Below are 18,208 nucleotides of genomic sequence, written 5' to 3' on the forward strand. Positions count from 1 at the left end.
AGTAGAGCGCGTGGATCTTGTTGCGGCCTGCCGGGCGTTCGTCAGTGTGAGCGAGCACGGCAGCTTCACGGTGGGCGCCGCAGCGGCCCGTACGGCCCAGTCCGTGGTGAGCCGTCGCGTCGCCGCGCTGGAACAGCGCCTGGGCGAGCGGCTGCTTGACCGTTCCTCGCGGGCGGTGACGCTGACGCCCTTCGGCCGGGACATGCTGCCGACGGCGAGGCAACTGGTGCTGCTCGCCGACCGGTTCGAGTACGAGGCGGAGGCGGCCCGGCGCCGGCCGCTACGGCTCGCCGTGCCCGCCGTCTGCCCGACGGGCGCCCTCGCCCGCCTCATCGCCGACGCACACGGGCAGGGCGTCCTCCTCGACCCGTTTCCCGCCGGTCCGGCCGAGCGGGCCGACCTCGTGACCTCCCGGCAGGTGCGCGCGGCGCTGCTCGCGGTGGCGCCCGCCGAGGCGGCCTGGACGGTGCCGCTGGGACTGGCGGTCGCGGACGAGCCCGGCGGCGGGCCGATCTACCTGGACACCCTGCGCCCCGGCCGGGCCGACCGCGACCGGCGGCCCCGGCGGGTGTGGCTGCAACCGGAGGACGATGTGCCGCATGTCCGGGACCGTCTCACCCGGCTGCGCGACGCCGTCGGGCTGCGCCCGGCCCAGCTGGCCGTCGCACCGGCCGTGGCCGCCGCCGCGGCGGACGTGCTCAGCCACGGCGACGCGCTGCTGTGCTCGGCCCCGCAGGCCCGCGAACTCCGCCTCCACTGGCGGCCCGTCGGCGAGCTGGGCCCCGGCTTCGCCCGCGGGTTCTCGCTCGCGGTGGCGGACGAGGCGGACGTCGATGCCGGGCGCTTACGCCAGGCGTGCGCGCCCGGCATCGCCCGGTGCCTCGGCGCGACGGAGAGCGCGGAGGCGGCCGTATGACCACCGGTACCGAGAGACTGCTCGGGGAACTGCGCCGGGCCCTGCACGACGGCGGGCTGTACGGCTCCTTCCTCGTCCGGGATCTGGAGACGGGCGACGAGATCGGGATCGACCCCGACACCGAGTTGCCGGTCGCGTCCCTCGTGAAGATCCCGCTGGCCCTGGCGACGCTGGAACGCATCCGGCGCGGGGAACTCGACGGCGCCAAGGTGATCGAGGTGGAGCCCGGGCGGATCACCACTCCCGGTCCGACCGGCCTGAGCCGGTTCCGGCACGCCGCCCACATCGCCGTGGAGGACCTGCTCTACCTCAGCACCTGCATCAGCGACAGCAACGCCGCCGACGCCCTCTTCGCCCTCACGCCGCCCACCCAAGTCGGGGCGGTCCTGCACGAGTTCGGGCTGCGCGGCATCGCCGTCCGGCACACCATGGGCGAGCTGATGGACACCCCGGTGGAGCGTTTCGACCCGGCGGACGTCCACCTCGCGCATGCCCTCGCGATCGACGCCGGCACCCGGGGCGCGGCCACCGGGTGCCGCAACTCGACATCTCGCGTGCGAACACCGGAACGGCACGGGCCTTCGTCGACCTCCTCCAGGCCCTGTGGACCGAGACCGCAGAGCCCCCGGCGATCCACCCCGACGTCGCGGCCCAGGTACGCGGCTTCCTGGCCAACAACCTCCTGCGCAACCGCCTCGCCCCGGACTTCGAATCCGACGCCTCCACCTGGTCCTCCAAGACCGGCACGCTGCTCAACCTGCGCCACGAGGTCGGCGTCGTCGAGCACGCCGACGGCCAGACCTACGCGATAGCCGTCCTGACCGAGTCACAGGTGGCCGCCGGCCGGCAGCCGGGCGCCGATGCCCTCATGGGCCAGGTCGCCCGGCGCCTGCGCGACGAACTCCGTTCGAGGTGGGTCTAGAGCGTCGGTGGCCACGGCGACCCCCGTCGCCCCGTCACTTGCCGCAGTACTCCCCCTCGAGCACCGCGACGGCGTCCCCGGTCCAGTCCCCGTTGAAGTTGAAGGCGAGGGAGTGGCGGCCGTCGGCGGTCGTGACCGCCACCGAGGAGGAGCCGTGGATGCCGCCTTCGTGGCCCCAGACGTGGACGCCGCAGCTGAGCTTGACGTCCATGAGGCCGAGGCCGTAGCGGATGTCGTTCGTGTCGGGGTCCGTCACCGTGGTCTTCATCTCCTTCAACTGCTCGGCCGGGAGCAGCCTGCCCTGCATCAGGGCGCGGTAGAAGCGGTTCAGGTCCGCCGAGTCGGAGATCATTCCGCCCGCGGCCCCGGCTCCGGAGGGGTTCAGCACCGTGACGTCGTAGGTCGGTCCCGTCGTGTCCTCGGCCAGCTTGGAGTAGGCACGGCTGCTGGGCTGCGGGACCGTGGCCCGGGTGCCGGGAACGGAGGTGGCGGTGAGATGCAGGGGCTCGATGATGCGCCGGCGCACCTCGTCGCCGTACGGGTGGCCGGTGACCTTCTCGATCACCATGCTCGCGACGATGTAGTTGGTGTTCGAGTAGCCGTAGGAGGTGCCGGGCGCGAACTCCGGCTTGTGCCGCATCGCGATCGACACCAGCTGCCGGGGCGTCAGGGTGTCGTAGCGGTGCTTGAAGAAGCCGTCCGCGAGGAAGTACCTGCGGACGAAGTCGTCGTCCGAGGTGTAGCTGTAGATGCCGCTGGTGTGGTTGAGGAGCTGCCGGAGGGTGATCCGCGCGCCGTCGTGGCCGTTGCCCTGGACCACGCCCGGCAGCCACTGCGCCACCGTGTCGTCCAGGGACAGCCTGCCCTCGGCCTCCAGCTGGAGCAGCACCGTGGCCACGAAGGTCTTGGTGATGCTGCCGACGCGGTAGCGGTCGTACTCCGAACGCGGCTGGTCCGTCTTGATGTTGCCGACGCCGGCCGTCGTGGACCAGCTGCCGCGGCCGTCCTTCGCGGTCGCCGTGACACCGGGGACACCGGCGTCGACGGCTGCCTCGATCGCCTTGCGGGTGGCGTCGTGGTCGCCGCCGCGCTCGGCGGCCACGGCGGGTCCGGCGAGTGCCACCGCCGACAGGGCGATTGCCGTCGCCGCCGCCAGGGTTGTCCGTACGGTCATGTCTTCCCCCATCTCGAACTCGGCTCGATCGAGGAATCAGACCTGGGGCGCACGGCGAAGGTTGAGGAGCGGTACGGCAGTTGAGCCGTATTCAGCCTTTCTTCATCACCAGCTCGGTGTTCCGGTCGCCCGGGTTCCCCGCCAGGGTCGTGCTGGCGCCCGGGGCGTTGAAGGAGAGTTCGCGGTAGAGGGCGGCCAGGCCGGTCTGGGAGAGGTCGGTGAAGTCGGTGCGGTGCGGGGCGGCGGACTCGATGAGGGTGGTGAAGAGCGACAGCGTGCCGTCCTTGTTGTCCACCACCTCGATGACGCGGGCGAGTTGGGGGAAGTCCACGTGGGAGGCGGTGGAGATCTCCCAGAAGGAGTGGCCGCCGGAGCCGGTGCGCGCGGTGATGACGTTCCGGTGGATGTGGCCGTTCACCCAGGCGACGACGTTGGTGTTGCGGCCGAGCACGGCGAGGACGTCCTCGCCGCCGTGCCGGCGGTCGTTCGGGCGGGCCGGGTCGGGGCGCAGGTTCGTCATCGTGCCGCTGGTGTGGTGGCTGAAGACGAGGGCGTACGAACCATTGCTGCGTGCTTGCTTCAGCGTCCGGTCCAGCCACTTCAACTGGGCTGCTCCGATGGACCCGTTGTAGTGGCCGCCCGCGTCGCAGGTGTCGAGGCTGATGCCGATGACGTCGTCGGAGATGCGGAAGCTGTAGTACTGGGTGCCCGCCTCGACGTTCGCCGCGGAGTAGCCGTGCCCGACCGGGCCCGCGCCCTTGTACGCCGGGTCCAGGTGGGCCTTGACGTACTCGACGGCGGTGAACGGGGCGCGGCTGTCGTCCGGGGTGACCGAGCGCAGATCCCGGGAGTGCGCCTTCAGCAGGTCGCGGAACCAGGTGCCCTTGGGGTCCGTGTCGCCCTTGAGCGTGTCCTGGAGCTTCTTCGCCTCGGACGCCGACAGGCTCATCAGCTTCTTGCCGCCGACGGCGAACTCGGCGAGGTAGGAGTCTCCGTGGCCGTAGGTGCCGAGCGGCATGGCGTCGTGGTTGCCGACCGTGGAGTACCAGGGGATGGTGAGGCCGGGGCTGTTCATCTCCCGGATCGCGGCGGCGAGGAAGCCCTCGATGTGCGGGAAGCCGAGCTGCTTGTCGGCGTCGCGGGTGGCGGCGTCCGGCTGCCAGTACTGCTTGAGGCCGCTGTTCTGGACGCCCTCATAGCGGCGCGGATCCCCGGTGTTGGGCCTCACCCGGCCGCCGCTCATGATCGTCAGGAACCACTCCAGCTCGGACTTGGCGTTGTTGTCCGTGTTGTTGCCGGTGGTCATGGCGAAGTGGAGCGGGGAGCCGGTGACGGGGGCTCCCCGCAGCGCGTTGACCCGCTCCACCAGCGAGATGGCGCCCGGCACAGTGAGCGCCTCCTGCGGCCGCCAGGCGTGTACGTCCGTCGAGCGGAGGAACTCCAGACGCAGCGGGTGCTGGCTGTCGATCAGATGCAGATCGGTGAGCTGCACGAACGCGGCGAGCGCGGTACGGCGGCCCGCGCGCCCCGACTTGGGCGCGGCCAGGTCGCTGCGCACGACGCGCTGCCAGCCGGGGCCGTCACCGAGGCGCCGGTAGCCGGAGGAGGTGCGGGGGGCGGCGACGCCGGCGAGTGTGGTGCCGCGCGTGTAGGGCGCGAGGGGTGCGGCGGCGGCCTCGCGAGCGGCGGCCGGGGCCTCCTTGGCGGTGGCGGCGCCCGCGTCGGCGGCATCGGCGCTCGCGGTGGCGGCCTGGCTGTCGGTGGGCCGCAGGGCGTAGCCGACGCCGGCGGACAGGGACACCGCCCCGGTGGCGGCGAGCAGCGTACGACGGTGGACCCCCAGCGCGGAGCTGGCGACAGAGCGTATCCGCGACATGCGCGTGTCTCCCCGAGTGCGAACGCGTCGACAGTGGTCACGGGCCGTCGCTCTCGCGAACTTCCCGCTCGTACTGGATCGTTGGCAGCAGGGGTGACCTGCGCGTAAACAAGACCACAACGCGCAGCGCCGATCACCGTACGTCGATCTTGGACTACCCTGCGCGTACGCGACCGCTCCGCGAACGTCTGGGATGCGGTCACTCAGCGTTCATCTTCCGGGGTATGGGAGCTAGGCGCTCGTCGGAGACGCGGTGATGGATCCGCGGGCCGGTGGGGGCTGGTCGCGCAGTTCCCCGCGCCCCTTCGGGGCGCGTCAATAGGCGGACGCGGGGTTGGCAGGCGAGTATTCGGGCTCCGCCCAGCGCAGTGGCAGGGCTGCCGGGGTCTCTACCGACTCCGTCACCCTGAAGCGGACCGTGCGCGTGCCGTCGGTGGTGAACTCCGTGTGCGCCTCGCCGGTGAGCTGGAGAGCCGTGCCCGTCGTCCAGTCCAGGAACAGCAGGCCCGCGCGCGGGTCGGCCACCAGGTTGCCGAGGGTGAGGAACATGGAGTTGCCCGGGTAGTCGCGCCAGCTCAGTTGCGCGGGTGAATCGACCTGTACGAAGCCGGGGTTGCCGCCTCGATGGCTGACGTCGGCTCCGTTCCCGTGCACGGTGGCGAGGAAGAAGGTGTTGGCCGACTCGATGAACTCGGCCTGGTCGGCGGCCAGTTCGGGGACGCGCCGAGGAGTTCCTGGCCTGCGGCCGTCGACCACCTCGTACGTCTCTCTCTTCTGCAGGTACTTGGGGCAGTTGGCGAACACGCGCTCGGCCTCGATCGCGAAGCCCCGGGGTGTGGGGCGGAGCCGGCCGTCCAGGCGCATGCGGCGGCGGGTGCGGGGGTCGAGGGCGAGGGTGCCGACGGGGGTGCCGGGGGTGGTGAGGGCGGGGGCGAGGGGGTCGGCGGGGCGGGTCGCGGCGGTGACCGAGATCTGGCGCGGTCCCGTGGCCCGTACGAAGCCGGGGGTTCCGGCGAGCGCCGAGGCCCACACCCTGCCGGTCGCCGGGTCAGCCGCACCCAGCATCAGCAGCGGCTGGAGTTCGAGGAAAGCGGCGGCCACCGGCTTGATGCCCTCGCCGACGGACCGGCCGACGTGGTCGGCGAGGTCACGGACGCCGACTCGGTCCTGCACGGCGCGCGAGCCCTCGTGATAGACGCCCATGACTAGAAGAAACCGCAGGTCGGCGCCGACGAGTTCGGGGCGGGGGCGCCTTCCGCGCCGCTCGGCACCGAGATCTCCAGACGGGTGCCGTCGGGGTCGTGGAAGAAGATGCCGCCGGAGGCCGCGCCCTCGCCGTGGGCCACGACACCGTCGTACGCGAAGTCCACGCCGTACCCCCGCAGGGCCGTCTCGTACTCCCTGACCTGCTCGATCGAGTCCGCTTCGAGGGCGAGGTGGTGCAGGCCAGCCCGCTCGCTTTCGTACGCCCCCTGCGCCTGCTGCCAGAGGGTGAGGACGAGGTGTCCGTCCGCGCCCAGGAACGCGTATCGCCGGTCGTCCTCCTTGCCCTCCGCGATCAGGCCGAAGCCCAGGACGTCCCGGTAGAAGGCGAGCGAGCGGTCGAGGTCGGTGACGTTCAGGCCGAGGTGGCCGGTGCGCAAGGTCATGGCTGTCCCCTTCAGCAGATCCAAGATCTAACCGTTGACATCGAGATTAGAGGTTAGGGTCGAATGCGTCAACCGATCACGTACTCTTGAGCGGTTAGCAGAGAAGGGAGCCACCTCATGTCCGCCGACCCCCGCCCGCTCACCGGCGAACCGCTCTCCCTCGACCTGCTCAACACGCGGTGGATGCGGGAGGGCGCCGTGCAGGACCTGCTGACCGGCACCGACGGGCTCGCGGTGTGGCTCGCGGCGAACCGGCTCGACGCCGACGCCGATGCCGCGACGCTCCGGCACGTCCTCCAGGCGCGCGACGCGCTCGCCGCAGTGGTCGACGGATCGCTCACCGAAGGTGCCGCGGCCGTCGACGCCGTGCTCGCGCACGGGCGGATCCGGGCGACGCTCAGCGCCGATGGCCCCGGAGAGCTGCCCGAGTTCCGCGACGGCTCCTGGGGGCCCGCCTGGCTCGCCGCGCGCGACTACCTGGAGCTGCTCGCCACCGCGCCGGACCGGATCCGGCGCTGTGCCCACGGCGCCTGCATCCTGCACTTCTTCGACACGTCACGGAACGGCACCCGCCGCTGGTGCTCGATGGCGGCCTGCGGCAACCGGGCGAAGGCCTCCCGGCATTACGCGCGGTCGAAGGAAGGCTGAAGGACAGCCTGAAGGGCGGCAGCCTGAACGGGTGGGCGACTTGGCGTCGTTCGCGAGGTATACCCGTAAAGGCCATCGCGGGTTTTCCCCATACATGCATATCGTTTCGGTCAACACTCCCCAAACATCTGTCCCTTGCGTAAAGCTGTGCGATCGTCCGGGGTCGCATTCCGGACCAACGTGACCGAGGTTGACCGGCCCGGTCACGCCACGATCGTTCCTTTACCTACAAGGGATGCCGATGACCCTCACCCCCCAGCGCGATCCGATATCGGGTGCAAGACATGTGGCCCGCATAGCCGTGGCCGCGGGTCTCGTCGCCGCGCTCTCCGCGGCCGGGCCGATACCCATGGCCATGTCCGCCGACCAGGCCGCGCCCGCGGCCGACCCCACCGTCAAGTCCGCCCACGACAAGCTCGGTTCGGACGACGCCGATCTGCTCGCCGAGGCGAAGGCCGACGGCGCCAAGACGGTCACGATGATGGTGGCCACGGCCCCCGGCAAGACCGAGCAGGTCGCCGAGCAGCTCGACGCGGTCAAGGGCGGCCTGGTGGGCCGTACGTACGACAAGCTCGGCTACGTCCGTGCCACCGTCCCCACCGCGAAGGCCGACTCGGCCATCGCCGCCGCCACGAAGCTGTCCTCCGTGCACGGCATCGACCTGCGCGAGGAGATACCCCTCGACGACCCGACGCCGAGCGCCCACACGGCGAAGAACTCGGCGGCCACGGGCACTTACCCGGCCCCGGGCAAGAAGACTCCCGCCGAGAACCCGTACAACCCGTCCTTCGAGACGGGCGCCGTCGACTTCGTGGACGAGCACCCGAAGTCGGACGGCCGCGGTATCACCATCGGCATCCTGGACTCGGGCGTGGACCTCGCCCACCCGGCGCTGCGGAAGACCACCACCGGCGAGCGCAAGATCGTCGACTGGGTGACGGCGACCGACCCGGTCGTGGACGCCGACCGCACCTGGCGCCCGATGACCACCTCGGTGTCCGGGCCGACCTTCACCTACCAGAGCAAGACCTGGACGGCGCCCGCGGGCTCGTACCGGATCAGCACGTTCCTGGAGTCGTACACCACCGGCGGCGACGCGGCGGGCGACGCGAACCGGGACGGCGACAAGACCGACTCGTGGGGCGTCCTCTACGACGCCGCGGCCGGCACGGTCCGCGTCGACCTGAACAACAACCACGACTTCGGTGACGACACCCCGATGAAGCCGTACAAGGACGGCTTCCAGATCGGGTACTTCGGCACCGACGACCCGGCCACCGACGTCGCCGAGCGCCAGCCGTTCGTGGTCGAGATCCGCAAGGACGTCGTCTACAACGCGGCCGGCGCGAAGGCCGACTTCGTCAACATCGGCGTCATCGAGTCCGAGCACGGCACGCACGTCGCCGGTATCACCGCCGCCAACGGCCTGTTCGGCGGCAAGATGAACGGCCAGGCCCCGGGCGCGAAGCTCGTCTCGTCCCGTGCCTGCACCTGGTCCGGCGGCTGCACCAACGTCGCGCTCACCGAGGGCATGATCGACCTCGTCACCAAGCGCGGCGTCGACATCGTCAACATGTCGATCGGCGGCCTGCCCACGCTCAACAACGGCAACAACGCGCGCGCCGAGCTGTACACGCGCCTCATCGACGAGTACGGCGTGCAGCTCGTGATCTCCGCGGGCAACTCCGGCCCCGGCACGAACACCATCGGCGACCCCGCCCTGGCCGACAAGGTCATCTCGGTCGGCGCGACCGTCTCCAAGCAGACGTGGGCCGCCAACTACGGCTCGGCGGTGCGGAAGTCGTACGCCATGATGCCGTTCTCCTCCCGCGGCCCGCGTGAGGACGGCGGCTTCACGCCGACGCTCTCCGCGCCCGGTGCCGCGATCAACACCATCCAGACCTGGCTGCCGGGCGCCCCGGTCGCCGAGGCGGGCTACTCGCTGCCGGCCGGCTACGGCATGCTCCAGGGCACCTCGATGGCGTCCCCGCAGGCGGCGGGCGCGAGCGCGCTGCTGCTGAGTGCCGCCAAGCAGAAGGGCATCGCCCTCACCCCGGCGAAGCTGCGCACCGCCCTGAACTCGACCGCCGAGCACATCCCCGGTGTGCAGGCCTACGAGGAGGGCGCGGGCCTGATCAACATCGTGGACGCCTGGGACTCCATCAAGGACGGCGCCACCGCCCACGACTACACCGTCAAGGCGCCGGTCGACACCGCGTTGGACTCCGAGCTGAAGACGCCCGGCTTCGGTACCGGCCTGTACGACCGTGAGGGCGGCCTGAAGGCGGGCCAGAAGAAGACGTACGACGTCACGATCACCCGTACGTCCGGCGCGGACCGGCCGCTGCGGCACGAGCTGGACTTCGAGAACAACGCGGGCGACACCTTCAAGATCGTCGGCTCCGACGACGTCAAGCTGCCGCTGAACCAGCCGGTGACCGTCAAGGTCCAGGCCACGCCCAAGAGCGCGGGCATCAAGAGCGCGATCCTCGAGATCGACGACCCGCGCACCGAGGGCATCGACAAGCAGGCCATGAGCACCGTCGTGGTCTCGGCGCCGCTGAAGTACACCTACTCCGCGTCCGGTTCGGTGCAGCGCAACAGCTCGAAGTCGTACTTCGTGACCGTGCCCGAGGGCGCGAAGGCGCTGGAGGTCGCGATCGGCGGGCTGAAGGGCAAGAGCCAGACCCGGTTCATCGCCATCCACCCGTACGGCGTTCCGGTCGACCCGACGTCGACGATCAACTGCTACCCGAACTACTCCAACCCGGACAGCGCTCCCTGCCGCCCCGACGTGCGCTCGTACGCCGAGCCGAAGGCCGGCGTCTGGGAGATCGAGGTCGAGTCGCGCCGTACGTCGCCGCTGCTCGACAACCCGTACAAGCTGGACGTCGCCGTCTACGGCGCGGCCTTCGACCCCGAGGTCGTGACCGTGCCCGAGGCCAAGGTCGGCACCCCGGTCGAGGCGTCCTGGAAGGCGACCAACAAGCTCGCCGCCCTGGACGGCAAGCTGGCCGGCGGCCCGCTCGGCTCGTCGAAGACGGCCCGCCCGACCATCGCGAACGGCGTGACCCAGACCAGCACGGTCGAGGTGCCCGAGGGCGCCACGTCGCTGGACGTCGCCATCGGCAACGTCTCCGACGGGGCGGCCGACCTGGACCTGGTGGTGCTCGACGCCGCCGGCGACGAGGTCGGCAGCTCGGCCGACGGTGACTCGGAGGAGTCCGTCTCGGTGCCGAAGCCGGCCGCCGGGACGTACACCGTCCAGGTCATCGGCTACTCGGTGCCGTCCGGTTCCACGGCGTACGACTACCAGGACGTGTTCTTCTCCACCGTCCTCGGCAGCGTCACCGTCGACAACGCGCCGGTGAAGCTCGGTACGGGCGACTCGGCGACCGTCTCGGCGAGCGTCACCGCCGCGGCGGCCGCTCCGGAGGGCCGTGAGTTCTTCGGCCAGGTCCAGCTGGTCAACGCGCGCGGCACGGTCGCGGGCGTGGGCAGCGTGAAGATCGAGAAGGTCACGCCGTAGTTGTTACGGCTGCTGGGGCGGGCGTCCTTTCGGGCGCCCGCCCCTTTCTCTTTCTCATTCGCAGGTGAGGGTGCGGGACTCGGGCAGGGCCCTGGTGATCCAGGCGCGTTCGCGGGCGATGTCCTTCCTGCCGACGGCCCACATGTCGGGCGAGGCCGCGTTCCGCGGGAGGCCGATCAGGGCGTGGTCGCCCTTGTTGAGAATGTCCTCGTCCATGACGAAGACGACCTCGTCCTCGCCCTTGGCGGGCTTGTAGGAGCGGGTGACGTCCAGGGTGACGCGTTCCTGTGCGGTGCCGGGGACCGGCACCACGGCGGTGACCGTGCCCTCGACGACGAGGTGGGCGCAGGCGAGGTAGCGGGCGCGGCTCTTCGACAGGCTCTCCGCCTTTCCCGAGCTGTCGCTCTCCGCCTTCCCCGAGCTGTCAGAGGCGCTGGCTTCCGCCACCGTGCCACTGCCGCTGTCGTCCGTCCCCGACCCGGCCTGCACGACAAGCCACCCCATCCCCGCGAACAGCGAGGCGGCACACGCCACCGCGAGTCCGCCCAGCGCGAACCTCAGCGTCCGGCGCCCCCGCTGCCGTACCGCTGGAGCGGGTTTCTCGGCCTTCTTCTTCGCCGGCTCGGCGGCCAGCGCGTCCCCGATGGCCCCCAACTGCTCGCGCAGCAGCTCCAGATCGGCGAGTGCCGACTCGTGCTCGGTCATGAAGGCGGCGTCCGCGCGGGCCTCGTCCGTCAGCGGCTCGTCGGTGAGCGCGGCCATCAGCGCGTCGGTGCCGTTGTGTTCGGCGGTCATGTCACACCACCTCGTCCTCGTGCAGGCGGGCGCGCAGAGCCCGTACCGCCGTGTGCAGCCTGCTCTTGACCGTGCCTTCCGGGATGCCGAGTTCGTCGGCTATCGAACGGACGGGCAGATCGGCGTAGAAACGCAGGACGAGGACCTGGCGCTGGGAGTCGGGCAGCTCGTCCAGGCCCTGGGCGACGGCGAGGGAGAGCACGCTGGTGTCCTCGCCGGAGGGGTGCTCCAGCTGGCGCAGGGAGGCCAGGCGCTCGCCGAGCCGTTCCTGGCGGCGCTTTGCGCGGTGCCAGTCCATGGCGAGGTTGGAGGCGACCACGGCCGCCCATGCGGAGACGTCGCGCGGGGCCTCGTACCCCTTCGCCGCCCGCTCCAGCAGCCGCAGGCGGACCTGCTGCACCCCGTCCGGCAGGTCCGTCTGCGGCACACCGCCCAGCGCGAGCACCGCCCGCACCCGGCGTTCCTGAGCCGCGTCCAGAGGATCATCGCCCCCCTGGTCACGGCGGGCCTTTCTGCGCAGCACAAGCCACCCCCCTCACCGCGTTTCCTCTACGACGCCGCAGCGCACGGAAACGTTCGGCGGATCCTCGGGAAATCTGCCCGAGGCGTACGTCACACTGCCCGGTGTTCCACTCCTCGGGCATGGAGCGCAAAGAATTGGACAGGCGGACCGGGGTCGGCCGCATGATGGATAAGCCGCAGACACGTATGTACACGCAGAGGGAGTCGCCGTGAGGGTCGGAATCGTCGGAGCCACCGGGCAGGTCGGCACGGTCATGCGCAGGATCATCACGGAGCGTGCCTTTCCGGTCACCGAGCTGCGTCTGTTCGCCTCGGCCCGCTCCGCGGGGACGACCCTGGACGGCGTGACGGTGGAGGACGCGGCGACCGCCGACTACAGCGGCCTGGACATCGTGCTGTTCTCCGCGGGCGGCGCGACCTCCAGGGCGCTGGCCGAGAAGGTCGCCTCCCAGGGCGCGGTCGTGATCGACAACTCGTCGGCCTGGCGCAAGGACCCGGACGTACCCCTGGTGGTGTCCGAGGTGAACCCGCACGCGATCGCCGACCGCCCCAAGGGCATCATCGCCAACCCGAACTGCACGACGATGGCCGCGATGCCGGTCCTGAAGCCGCTGCACGCGGAGGCGGGCCTCGAAGCGCTGGTCGTCGCCACCTACCAGGCCGTGTCCGGCTCGGGTCTCGCGGGCGTGGCGGAGCTGCACGGGCAGGCGCAGAAGGTGGTCGCCGACGCCGACCGGCTCACCCACGACGGCGGCGCGGTCGACTTCCCCGAGCCTGGTGTCTACAAGCGCCCCATCGCCTTCAATGTGCTTCCGCTGGCCGGTTCGATCGTCGACGACGGTCTGAACGAGACCGACGAGGAGCAGAAGCTGCGCAACGAGTCCCGCAGGATCCTGGAGATCCCGGATCTCAAGGTCTCCGGCACCTGTGTGCGCGTCCCGGTCTTCTCCGGCCACTCCCTCCAGGTCAACGCCCGTTTCGCCCGCCCGATCAGCGCCGAGCGCGCCACCGAGCTGCTGGCCGGCGCCCCGGGCGTGGAGCTCTCCGACATCCCCACCCCCCTCCAGGCGGCCGGCCAGGACCCGTCGTACGTCGGCCGCATCCGCACCGACGAGACCGTCGACAACGGCCTCGCCCTCTTCGTCTCCAGCGACAACCTCCGCAAGGGCGCCGCCCTGAACGCGGTACAGATCGCGGAGCTGGTGGCGGCGGAGCTGAAGGGCTGACCGGCAGCAAGGGCCCTGCCGCGCTCAAGGGCCCCTAGGGCCTGCGCACCTCGTAGTAGAAGCAGCCGTACTCGACGGCCCGGACGTGGACCAGCGCCACGGCCGGGTCGTCGAATGCGTTCGTGAGGGCCGTCTCGAAGTCCCGCTCCACGAGCTCTCCGCCCAGGATGTGCCCCTCGGCGGAGTAGCGCCGCAGCGCACGGCGGGAGTTGGTGAACGGCAGGGCGTCGTCCTCCGGGCCGGGGCATTCCCCCGCGTGGACGAACACCGGGCCCTGCTCGTCGTACGCCCCCGGAGCCGCGCCCGTCCGGGCCGCCCAGCGGCGCAGCGGGGCGTAGGAGACCAGAGCGATCCTCTCGCCCGGCTCGCTGTGGCGCAGGCAGCAGCGCAGCGGGGCGCCGCCCTCCTCGTCCGTCACGGGAACCATCTCGCGGCCCTGATCGTCAGCAGAACGCAGCTCCTTCAGCACCGGTGCCTCGATCGGTCGTGCGATGTACGTCGTCATGTACGCCAGGCTCCCGTTCGTACCGCCTGTTCACCGGCGGGAACCGGACATCGCGTTTCTCTCAGGTCCCATGGAAGGATGACTGAACCGCCGAAGCCACCCATATCGAGGAGATGACCGCGTGCCTGGCACAAACCTGACTCGCGAAGAGGCGCAGCAGCGAGCCAAGCTGCTCAGCGTTGACTCGTACGAGATCGATCTCGACCTCTCCGGCGCGCAGGAGGGCGGTACCTACCGGTCCGTGACCACGGTGCGCTTCGACGTCGCCGAAACCGGCGCGGAGTCCTTCATCGACCTGGTCGCCCCGACCGTCCACGAGATCACGCTCAACGGGGATCCGCTGGATGCCGACGAGGTGTTCAAGGACTCCCGGATCGCCCTGCCGGGGCTGCTGGAAGGCCGCAACATCCTCCGTGTCGTTGCCGACTGCGCGTACACCAACACCGGAGAGGGCCTGCACCGGTTCGTCGACCCGGTCGACAACCAGGCCTACCTCTACACCCAGTTCGAGGTGCCGGACGCCCGGCGGGTCTTCGCCTCCTTCGAGCAGCCGGACCTGAAGGCCACGTTCCAGTTCACCGTGAAGGCGCCGACGGGCTGGACGGTCGTCTCCAACTCGCCGACGCCGGAGCCCAAGGACGACACCTGGGTCTTCGAGCCGACGCCGCGGATCTCGACGTACATCACGGCGCTCATCGTCGGGCCGTACCACTCCGTGCACAGCGTGTACGAGAAGAACGGGCAGTCCGTCCCGCTCGGCATCTACTGCCGCCCCTCCCTCGCCGAGTTCCTCGACTCGGACGCGATCTTCGAGGTGACCCGGCAGGGCTTCGACTGGTTCCAGGAGAAGTTCGACTACACGTACCCGTTCAAGAAGTACGACCAGCTGTTCGTGCCGGAGTTCAACGCGGGCGCGATGGAGAACGCGGGCGCGGTGACGATCCGCGACCAGTACGTGTTCCGGTCGAAGGTGACCGACGCCGCGTACGAGGTGCGGGCCGAGACGATCCTGCACGAGCTGGCCCACATGTGGTTCGGCGACCTGGTCACCATGGAGTGGTGGAACGACCTGTGGCTGAACGAGTCGTTCGCCACGTACACGTCCATCGCCTGCCAGGCGTACTCCCCCGAGTTGCGCTGGCCGCACTCCTGGACGACCTTCGCCAACTCCATGAAGACGTGGGCGTACCGCCAGGACCAGCTGCCCTCGACGCACCCGATCATGGCCGAGATCCGCGACCTCGACGACGTGCTCGTCAACTTCGACGGCATCACGTACGCGAAGGGCGCGAGCGTCCTCAAGCAGCTCGTCGCGTACGTCGGCATGGACGAGTTCTTCCGGGGCGTACAGGCGTACTTCAAGGCGCACGCGTACGGCAACACGCGCCTGTCGGACCTGCTCGGCGCGCTGGAGGAGACCTCCGGGCGCGACCTGAAGACCTGGTCGAAGCTGTGGCTGGAGACGGCCGGCATCAACATCCTGCGCCCGGAGATCGAGACGGACGACAGCGGCGTGATCACCTCCTTCGCGATCCGCCAGGAGGCCCCCGCGCTCCCGGCGGGCGCCAAGGGCGAGCCGACGCTGCGCCCGCACCGCATCGCGGTCGGCCTGTACGCGCTCGATGACGACAGCGGCAAGCTGCTGCGCGACGAGCGCGTGGAGCTGGACGTCGACGGCGAGCTGACGGCCGTACCGCAGCTGGTGGGCAAGCGCCGCCCGGACGTGGTCCTGCTCAACGACGACGACCTGTCGTACGCGAAGGTCCGCCTGGACGAGCAGTCCCTGTCCTTCGTCACGGACCACCTCGGCGACTTCGAGGCGTCGCTGCCGCGCGCCCTGTGCTGGGCGTCGGCGTGGGACATGACGCGGGACGCGGAACTCGCCACCCGCGACTACCTCTCCCTCGTGCTGTCCGGCATCGGCAAGGAGTCCGACATCGGTGTCGTGCAGTCGCTGCAGCGCCAGGTGAAGCTGGCGATCGACCTGTACGCCGACCCGGCCGCCCGCGAGGCCCTGCTCACCCGCTGGACCGACGCCACGCTGGCCCAGCTGCGGTCGGCGGAGCCGGGCGGCGACCACCAGCTGGCGTGGGCGCGGGCGTTCGCGGCGACGGCTCGTACGCCGGAGCAGCTGGACCTGCTGGAGGCGCTGCTGGACGGTTCGCAGACGATGGAGGGCCTGGCCGTCGACACCGAGCTGCGCTGGGCGTTCGTCCAGCGGCTCGCCGCCGTCGGCCGGTTCGACGAGGCGGAGATCGCGGGCGAGTACGAGCGGGACAAGACGGCGGCGGGCGAGCGGCACGCCGCCACCGCCCGCGCGGCCCGGCCCACTGTGGAGGCGAAGGCCGAGGCCTGGGCGTCGGTCATCGACTCCGACAAGCTGCCCAACGCCGTCCAGGAAGCCGTCATCTCGGGCTTCGTCCAGACCGACCAGCGCGAGCTGCTGGCCCCGTACACCAACACGTTCTTCGAGGTCGTCAAGGGCATCTGGGAATCCCGCTCCCACGAGATCGCCCAGCAGATCGCCGTCGGCCTCTACCCGACCCTCCAGGTCTCCCCGGAAACCCTGGCCAAGACAGACACCTGGCTGACCTCCGCCGAGCCCAACGCGGCCCTGCGCCGGCTGGTCTCGGAGTCACGCGCGGGCGTGGAGCGCGCGCTGAAGGCACAGGCGGCGGACGCGGTGCAGTAGTCCGTCGTACGTCGATGGGGGCGCCCGGCGCGATGCCGGGCGCCCTCTTTCGTACGGTCAGTCAGCAGGCCGAAGCTTCTCCGGCTCCGGCCTGTCGATGCGCGCGAGCCGGTACACGCCCCACAGTTCCCGTCCTTCCTCACAGCCGTCGTAGGTGCCCACCACGGCGTTGGTGCTCACGTCGTCCGGGAAGACGGGCGTCTCGCTGTCTGGCCACAGATGCGGCGCCCGGCGGCGACGCGCGCCCGCCAAGATGGCGCCCCACATCTGGAGTGACGGGCAGTCACCCACCAGGCTCGGACCGGCCTCCGGAGCCCGACGTGAGACCGGACCGACACGAGCAGGCTGTTCGGGCCCTCTCGGCCCGAACAGAAGTGCTCTCACCCATTCAAGTGCCTGTGATACACAGTGCAACGTCGACGCTCCTTCGTAGCGTTGGCCACGCCCCGGGACCGTCGCGAGCGGTTGCCGGGGTCTGTCGGTCTTCGACCCTAGGAGCGGTTCGAGCGATGCAGAGGCACACTTTGTGCCCCTGCGGTCAGGCTGTCATGCGGCCAAGAGGCCCAGCTTTACGGCAAGTTCGGAGGCACGTCGGCGTCGGGCGGGGTTCTTGGACTCGGCTTCCTCAAGGACGATCCGCTTCGCGTAGCCGTTGTACTTGATCGTCTCGGGAGCGGCCTCGTGTGCCTGGTTGAGCGTGGCGAGCGCGACATCGGGCTGTCCGTCAAGCTGGTAGCCGCGAGCTTCCTCGATACGGTGCCGGGCCTGGCGGGGACGGGATGGGATGGAAACGGCGTCGGCCGCCTCCGCCTGTCGTACGGACTCGCCGCCTTGGTGCAGTTCCACGGCCACGGTGACCGCGTGCGCCCCCATGACAGCCCGCGAGAAGGACGTCATGGGGTGGTAGTAGTTCTCCGGCAACCGGTCGGCCATGGCCCGTGCCCGGTCCCAATACCGCCAGGCCGTACCCGTTTCACCGCGCCGGGCAGCCGTATACCCGGCTTCGAAGGTGAGCGCCCCCGTGATGGCGAGGACGTCGTCCGATGCATCAGGCAACAACGGTTCCAAGAACGCGAGCGTCTCCAGGTTCACCGCGTCGGCAGCGTCGAAATGTGCCAGTCCCGCGTCGCGATGGGCCTGGGCTGCCAGCCAGGCGGCCACCCCGATCGCGTGTGGTTCCTCGGACTCCTGCGCGGCGATCAGCGGTGCATCGTGTGCTTGCGCTCGATGTGCACGAGCGCCCCTTGTCAGTAATCGACGCGATCGGACTTGGCCAGCCAGGCGTCGAACGGCGCCGTACGGTTCGGCAGGTTCAACTGCTCGACCGACGTCGGCCACATCGACTTGGGCTTCTTCTCGAACAGATCGTAGAACTTGCGGTCGTCGAAGCCGGCCACCGCGGCGTCGTGCCGGTCGGCGGCGTAGACGATCCGGTCGACTCGCGCCCACAGTGCGGAGGAAAGGCACATCGGACATGGCTCGCACGACGTGATCAGGACGCAGCCGTCGAGCGAGAAGGTGTCCAGAACCTTGCAGGCGGCGCGCATCGCGCTCACCTCGGCGTGCGCCGTCGGGTCCAGGGCCGAGGTGACCTGGTTGTTGCCGAGCGCGACGACCTCGCCGTTCTTGGCAACCAGCGCGCCGAAGGGGCCGCCGCCGTTGGTGACGCTGGTGGTGGCGAGGCTGATCGCCTCTTCCATCCAGGCGCGCTCGGACGCGTGGACGCTCGTTTCCTGGGTGTGCGTGGTCATGGT

General features: G+C 70.4%; 14 protein-coding genes and 2 pseudogenes. 6 read left to right on the plus strand and 10 right to left on the minus strand.

Translation table 11 applies throughout. The annotated features are described in order from the left end of the window. The first annotated feature begins 10 nt into the window (after positions 1-10). Together QQY66_RS16195 and QQY66_RS16200 are read left to right on the plus strand one after the other, a co-directional pair. Positions 11-916 (plus strand): LysR family transcriptional regulator, encoded by a 906-nt coding sequence (locus QQY66_RS16195; protein ID WP_301981052.1) that lies wholly within the window; start codon positions 11-13, stop codon positions 914-916. Beyond that, a pseudogene (locus QQY66_RS16200) lies at positions 913-1,838 on the plus strand (serine hydrolase). Before QQY66_RS16195 ends, QQY66_RS16200 begins: the two are co-directional and overlap by 4 nt. Positions 1,839-1,872: 34 nt before the next feature. Here QQY66_RS16200 and QQY66_RS16205 read toward each other — a convergent pair. The 4 genes from QQY66_RS16205 to QQY66_RS16220 all read right to left on the minus strand — a co-directional run bounded on the left by QQY66_RS16205 (position 1,873) and on the right by QQY66_RS16220 (position 6,537). Continuing rightward, positions 1,873-3,012, minus strand: a complete 1,140-nt coding sequence (locus tag QQY66_RS16205; protein WP_301981053.1) for a serine hydrolase — start codon at positions 3,010-3,012, stop codon at positions 1,873-1,875. Between the two features lie 91 nt (positions 3,013-3,103). After that, complete coding sequence (locus QQY66_RS16210; RefSeq protein ID WP_301981054.1) at positions 3,104-4,888, minus strand: TIGR03767 family metallophosphoesterase; 1,785 nt, start codon at positions 4,886-4,888, stop codon at positions 3,104-3,106. A gap of 315 nt (positions 4,889-5,203) precedes the next feature. Beyond that, positions 5,204-6,091, minus strand: a complete 888-nt coding sequence (locus tag QQY66_RS16215) for a pyridoxamine 5'-phosphate oxidase family protein (RefSeq protein WP_301981055.1) — start codon at positions 6,089-6,091, stop codon at positions 5,204-5,206. A 2-nt stretch (positions 6,092-6,093) separates the two neighbouring features. Further along, positions 6,094-6,537, minus strand: a complete 444-nt coding sequence (locus QQY66_RS16220; protein WP_301981057.1) for a VOC family protein — start codon at positions 6,535-6,537, stop codon at positions 6,094-6,096. A gap of 117 nt (positions 6,538-6,654) precedes the next feature. Here QQY66_RS16220 and QQY66_RS16225 point away from each other — a divergent pair, with 117 nt between their 5' ends. Both QQY66_RS16225 and QQY66_RS16230 read left to right on the plus strand, forming a co-directional pair. Continuing rightward, a complete protein-coding gene (locus QQY66_RS16225; protein WP_301981058.1) occupies positions 6,655-7,185 on the plus strand; it encodes a CGNR zinc finger domain-containing protein in 531 nt (176 codons plus the stop codon). Positions 7,186-7,426: 241 nt separating this feature from the next. Next, positions 7,427-10,714 carry a S8 family serine peptidase gene (locus QQY66_RS16230; protein ID WP_301981059.1) on the plus strand — a complete coding sequence of 1,096 codons (3,288 nt, stop codon included), beginning with the start codon at positions 7,427-7,429 and terminating at the stop codon, positions 10,712-10,714. Between the two features lie 54 nt (positions 10,715-10,768). Here the strand turns inward: QQY66_RS16230 and QQY66_RS16235 are convergent, their stop codons facing one another. Beyond that, positions 10,769-11,509 (minus strand): hypothetical protein, encoded by a 741-nt coding sequence (locus tag QQY66_RS16235; RefSeq protein ID WP_301981060.1) that lies wholly within the window; start codon positions 11,507-11,509, stop codon positions 10,769-10,771. A gap of 1 nt (position 11,510) precedes the next feature. Further along, positions 11,511-12,032, minus strand: a complete 522-nt coding sequence (locus tag QQY66_RS16240) for a sigma-70 family RNA polymerase sigma factor (protein ID WP_301981061.1) — start codon at positions 12,030-12,032, stop codon at positions 11,511-11,513. A 208-nt stretch (positions 12,033-12,240) separates the two neighbouring features. Between QQY66_RS16240 and QQY66_RS16245 the strand changes: the two genes are divergently transcribed. Continuing rightward, positions 12,241-13,257, plus strand: a complete 1,017-nt coding sequence (locus QQY66_RS16245; protein WP_301981062.1) for an aspartate-semialdehyde dehydrogenase — start codon at positions 12,241-12,243, stop codon at positions 13,255-13,257. Positions 13,258-13,291: 34 nt separating this feature from the next. On the opposite strand, the gene QQY66_RS16250 is transcribed toward QQY66_RS16245, so the two are convergent. After that, on the minus strand, positions 13,292-13,762 hold the full coding sequence (locus QQY66_RS16250; protein ID WP_301981064.1) for a DUF1203 domain-containing protein: 471 nt from the start codon (positions 13,760-13,762) through the stop codon (positions 13,292-13,294). 121 nt (positions 13,763-13,883) lie between these two features. Here QQY66_RS16250 and pepN point away from each other — a divergent pair, with 121 nt between their 5' ends. Continuing rightward, entirely contained in the window at positions 13,884-16,454 is a 2,571-nt protein-coding gene (pepN, locus tag QQY66_RS16255; RefSeq protein WP_301981065.1) for an aminopeptidase N, read from the plus strand. Positions 16,455-16,511: 57 nt separating this feature from the next. Here the strand turns inward: pepN and QQY66_RS16260 are convergent, their stop codons facing one another. The 3 genes and pseudogenes from QQY66_RS16260 to QQY66_RS16270 form a co-directional block, all read right to left on the minus strand. Continuing rightward, positions 16,512-16,706: a hypothetical protein gene (locus tag QQY66_RS16260; protein ID WP_301981066.1), complete on the minus strand. Its 195-nt coding sequence runs from the start codon at positions 16,704-16,706 to the stop codon at positions 16,512-16,514. Positions 16,707-17,000: 294 nt separating this feature from the next. Next, positions 17,001-17,657: pseudogene (locus QQY66_RS16265) on the minus strand (hypothetical protein); the annotation flags it as partial. A gap of 44 nt (positions 17,658-17,701) precedes the next feature. Continuing rightward, complete coding sequence (locus QQY66_RS16270) at positions 17,702-18,205, minus strand: nucleoside deaminase (protein ID WP_301981067.1); 504 nt, start codon at positions 18,203-18,205, stop codon at positions 17,702-17,704. Positions 18,206-18,208 lie beyond the last annotated feature (3 nt).

Origin of the sequence: Streptomyces sp. DG2A-72 (assembly GCF_030499575.1) — a bacterium.
In the GTDB taxonomy this organism is placed as follows: domain Bacteria; phylum Actinomycetota; class Actinomycetes; order Streptomycetales; family Streptomycetaceae; genus Streptomyces.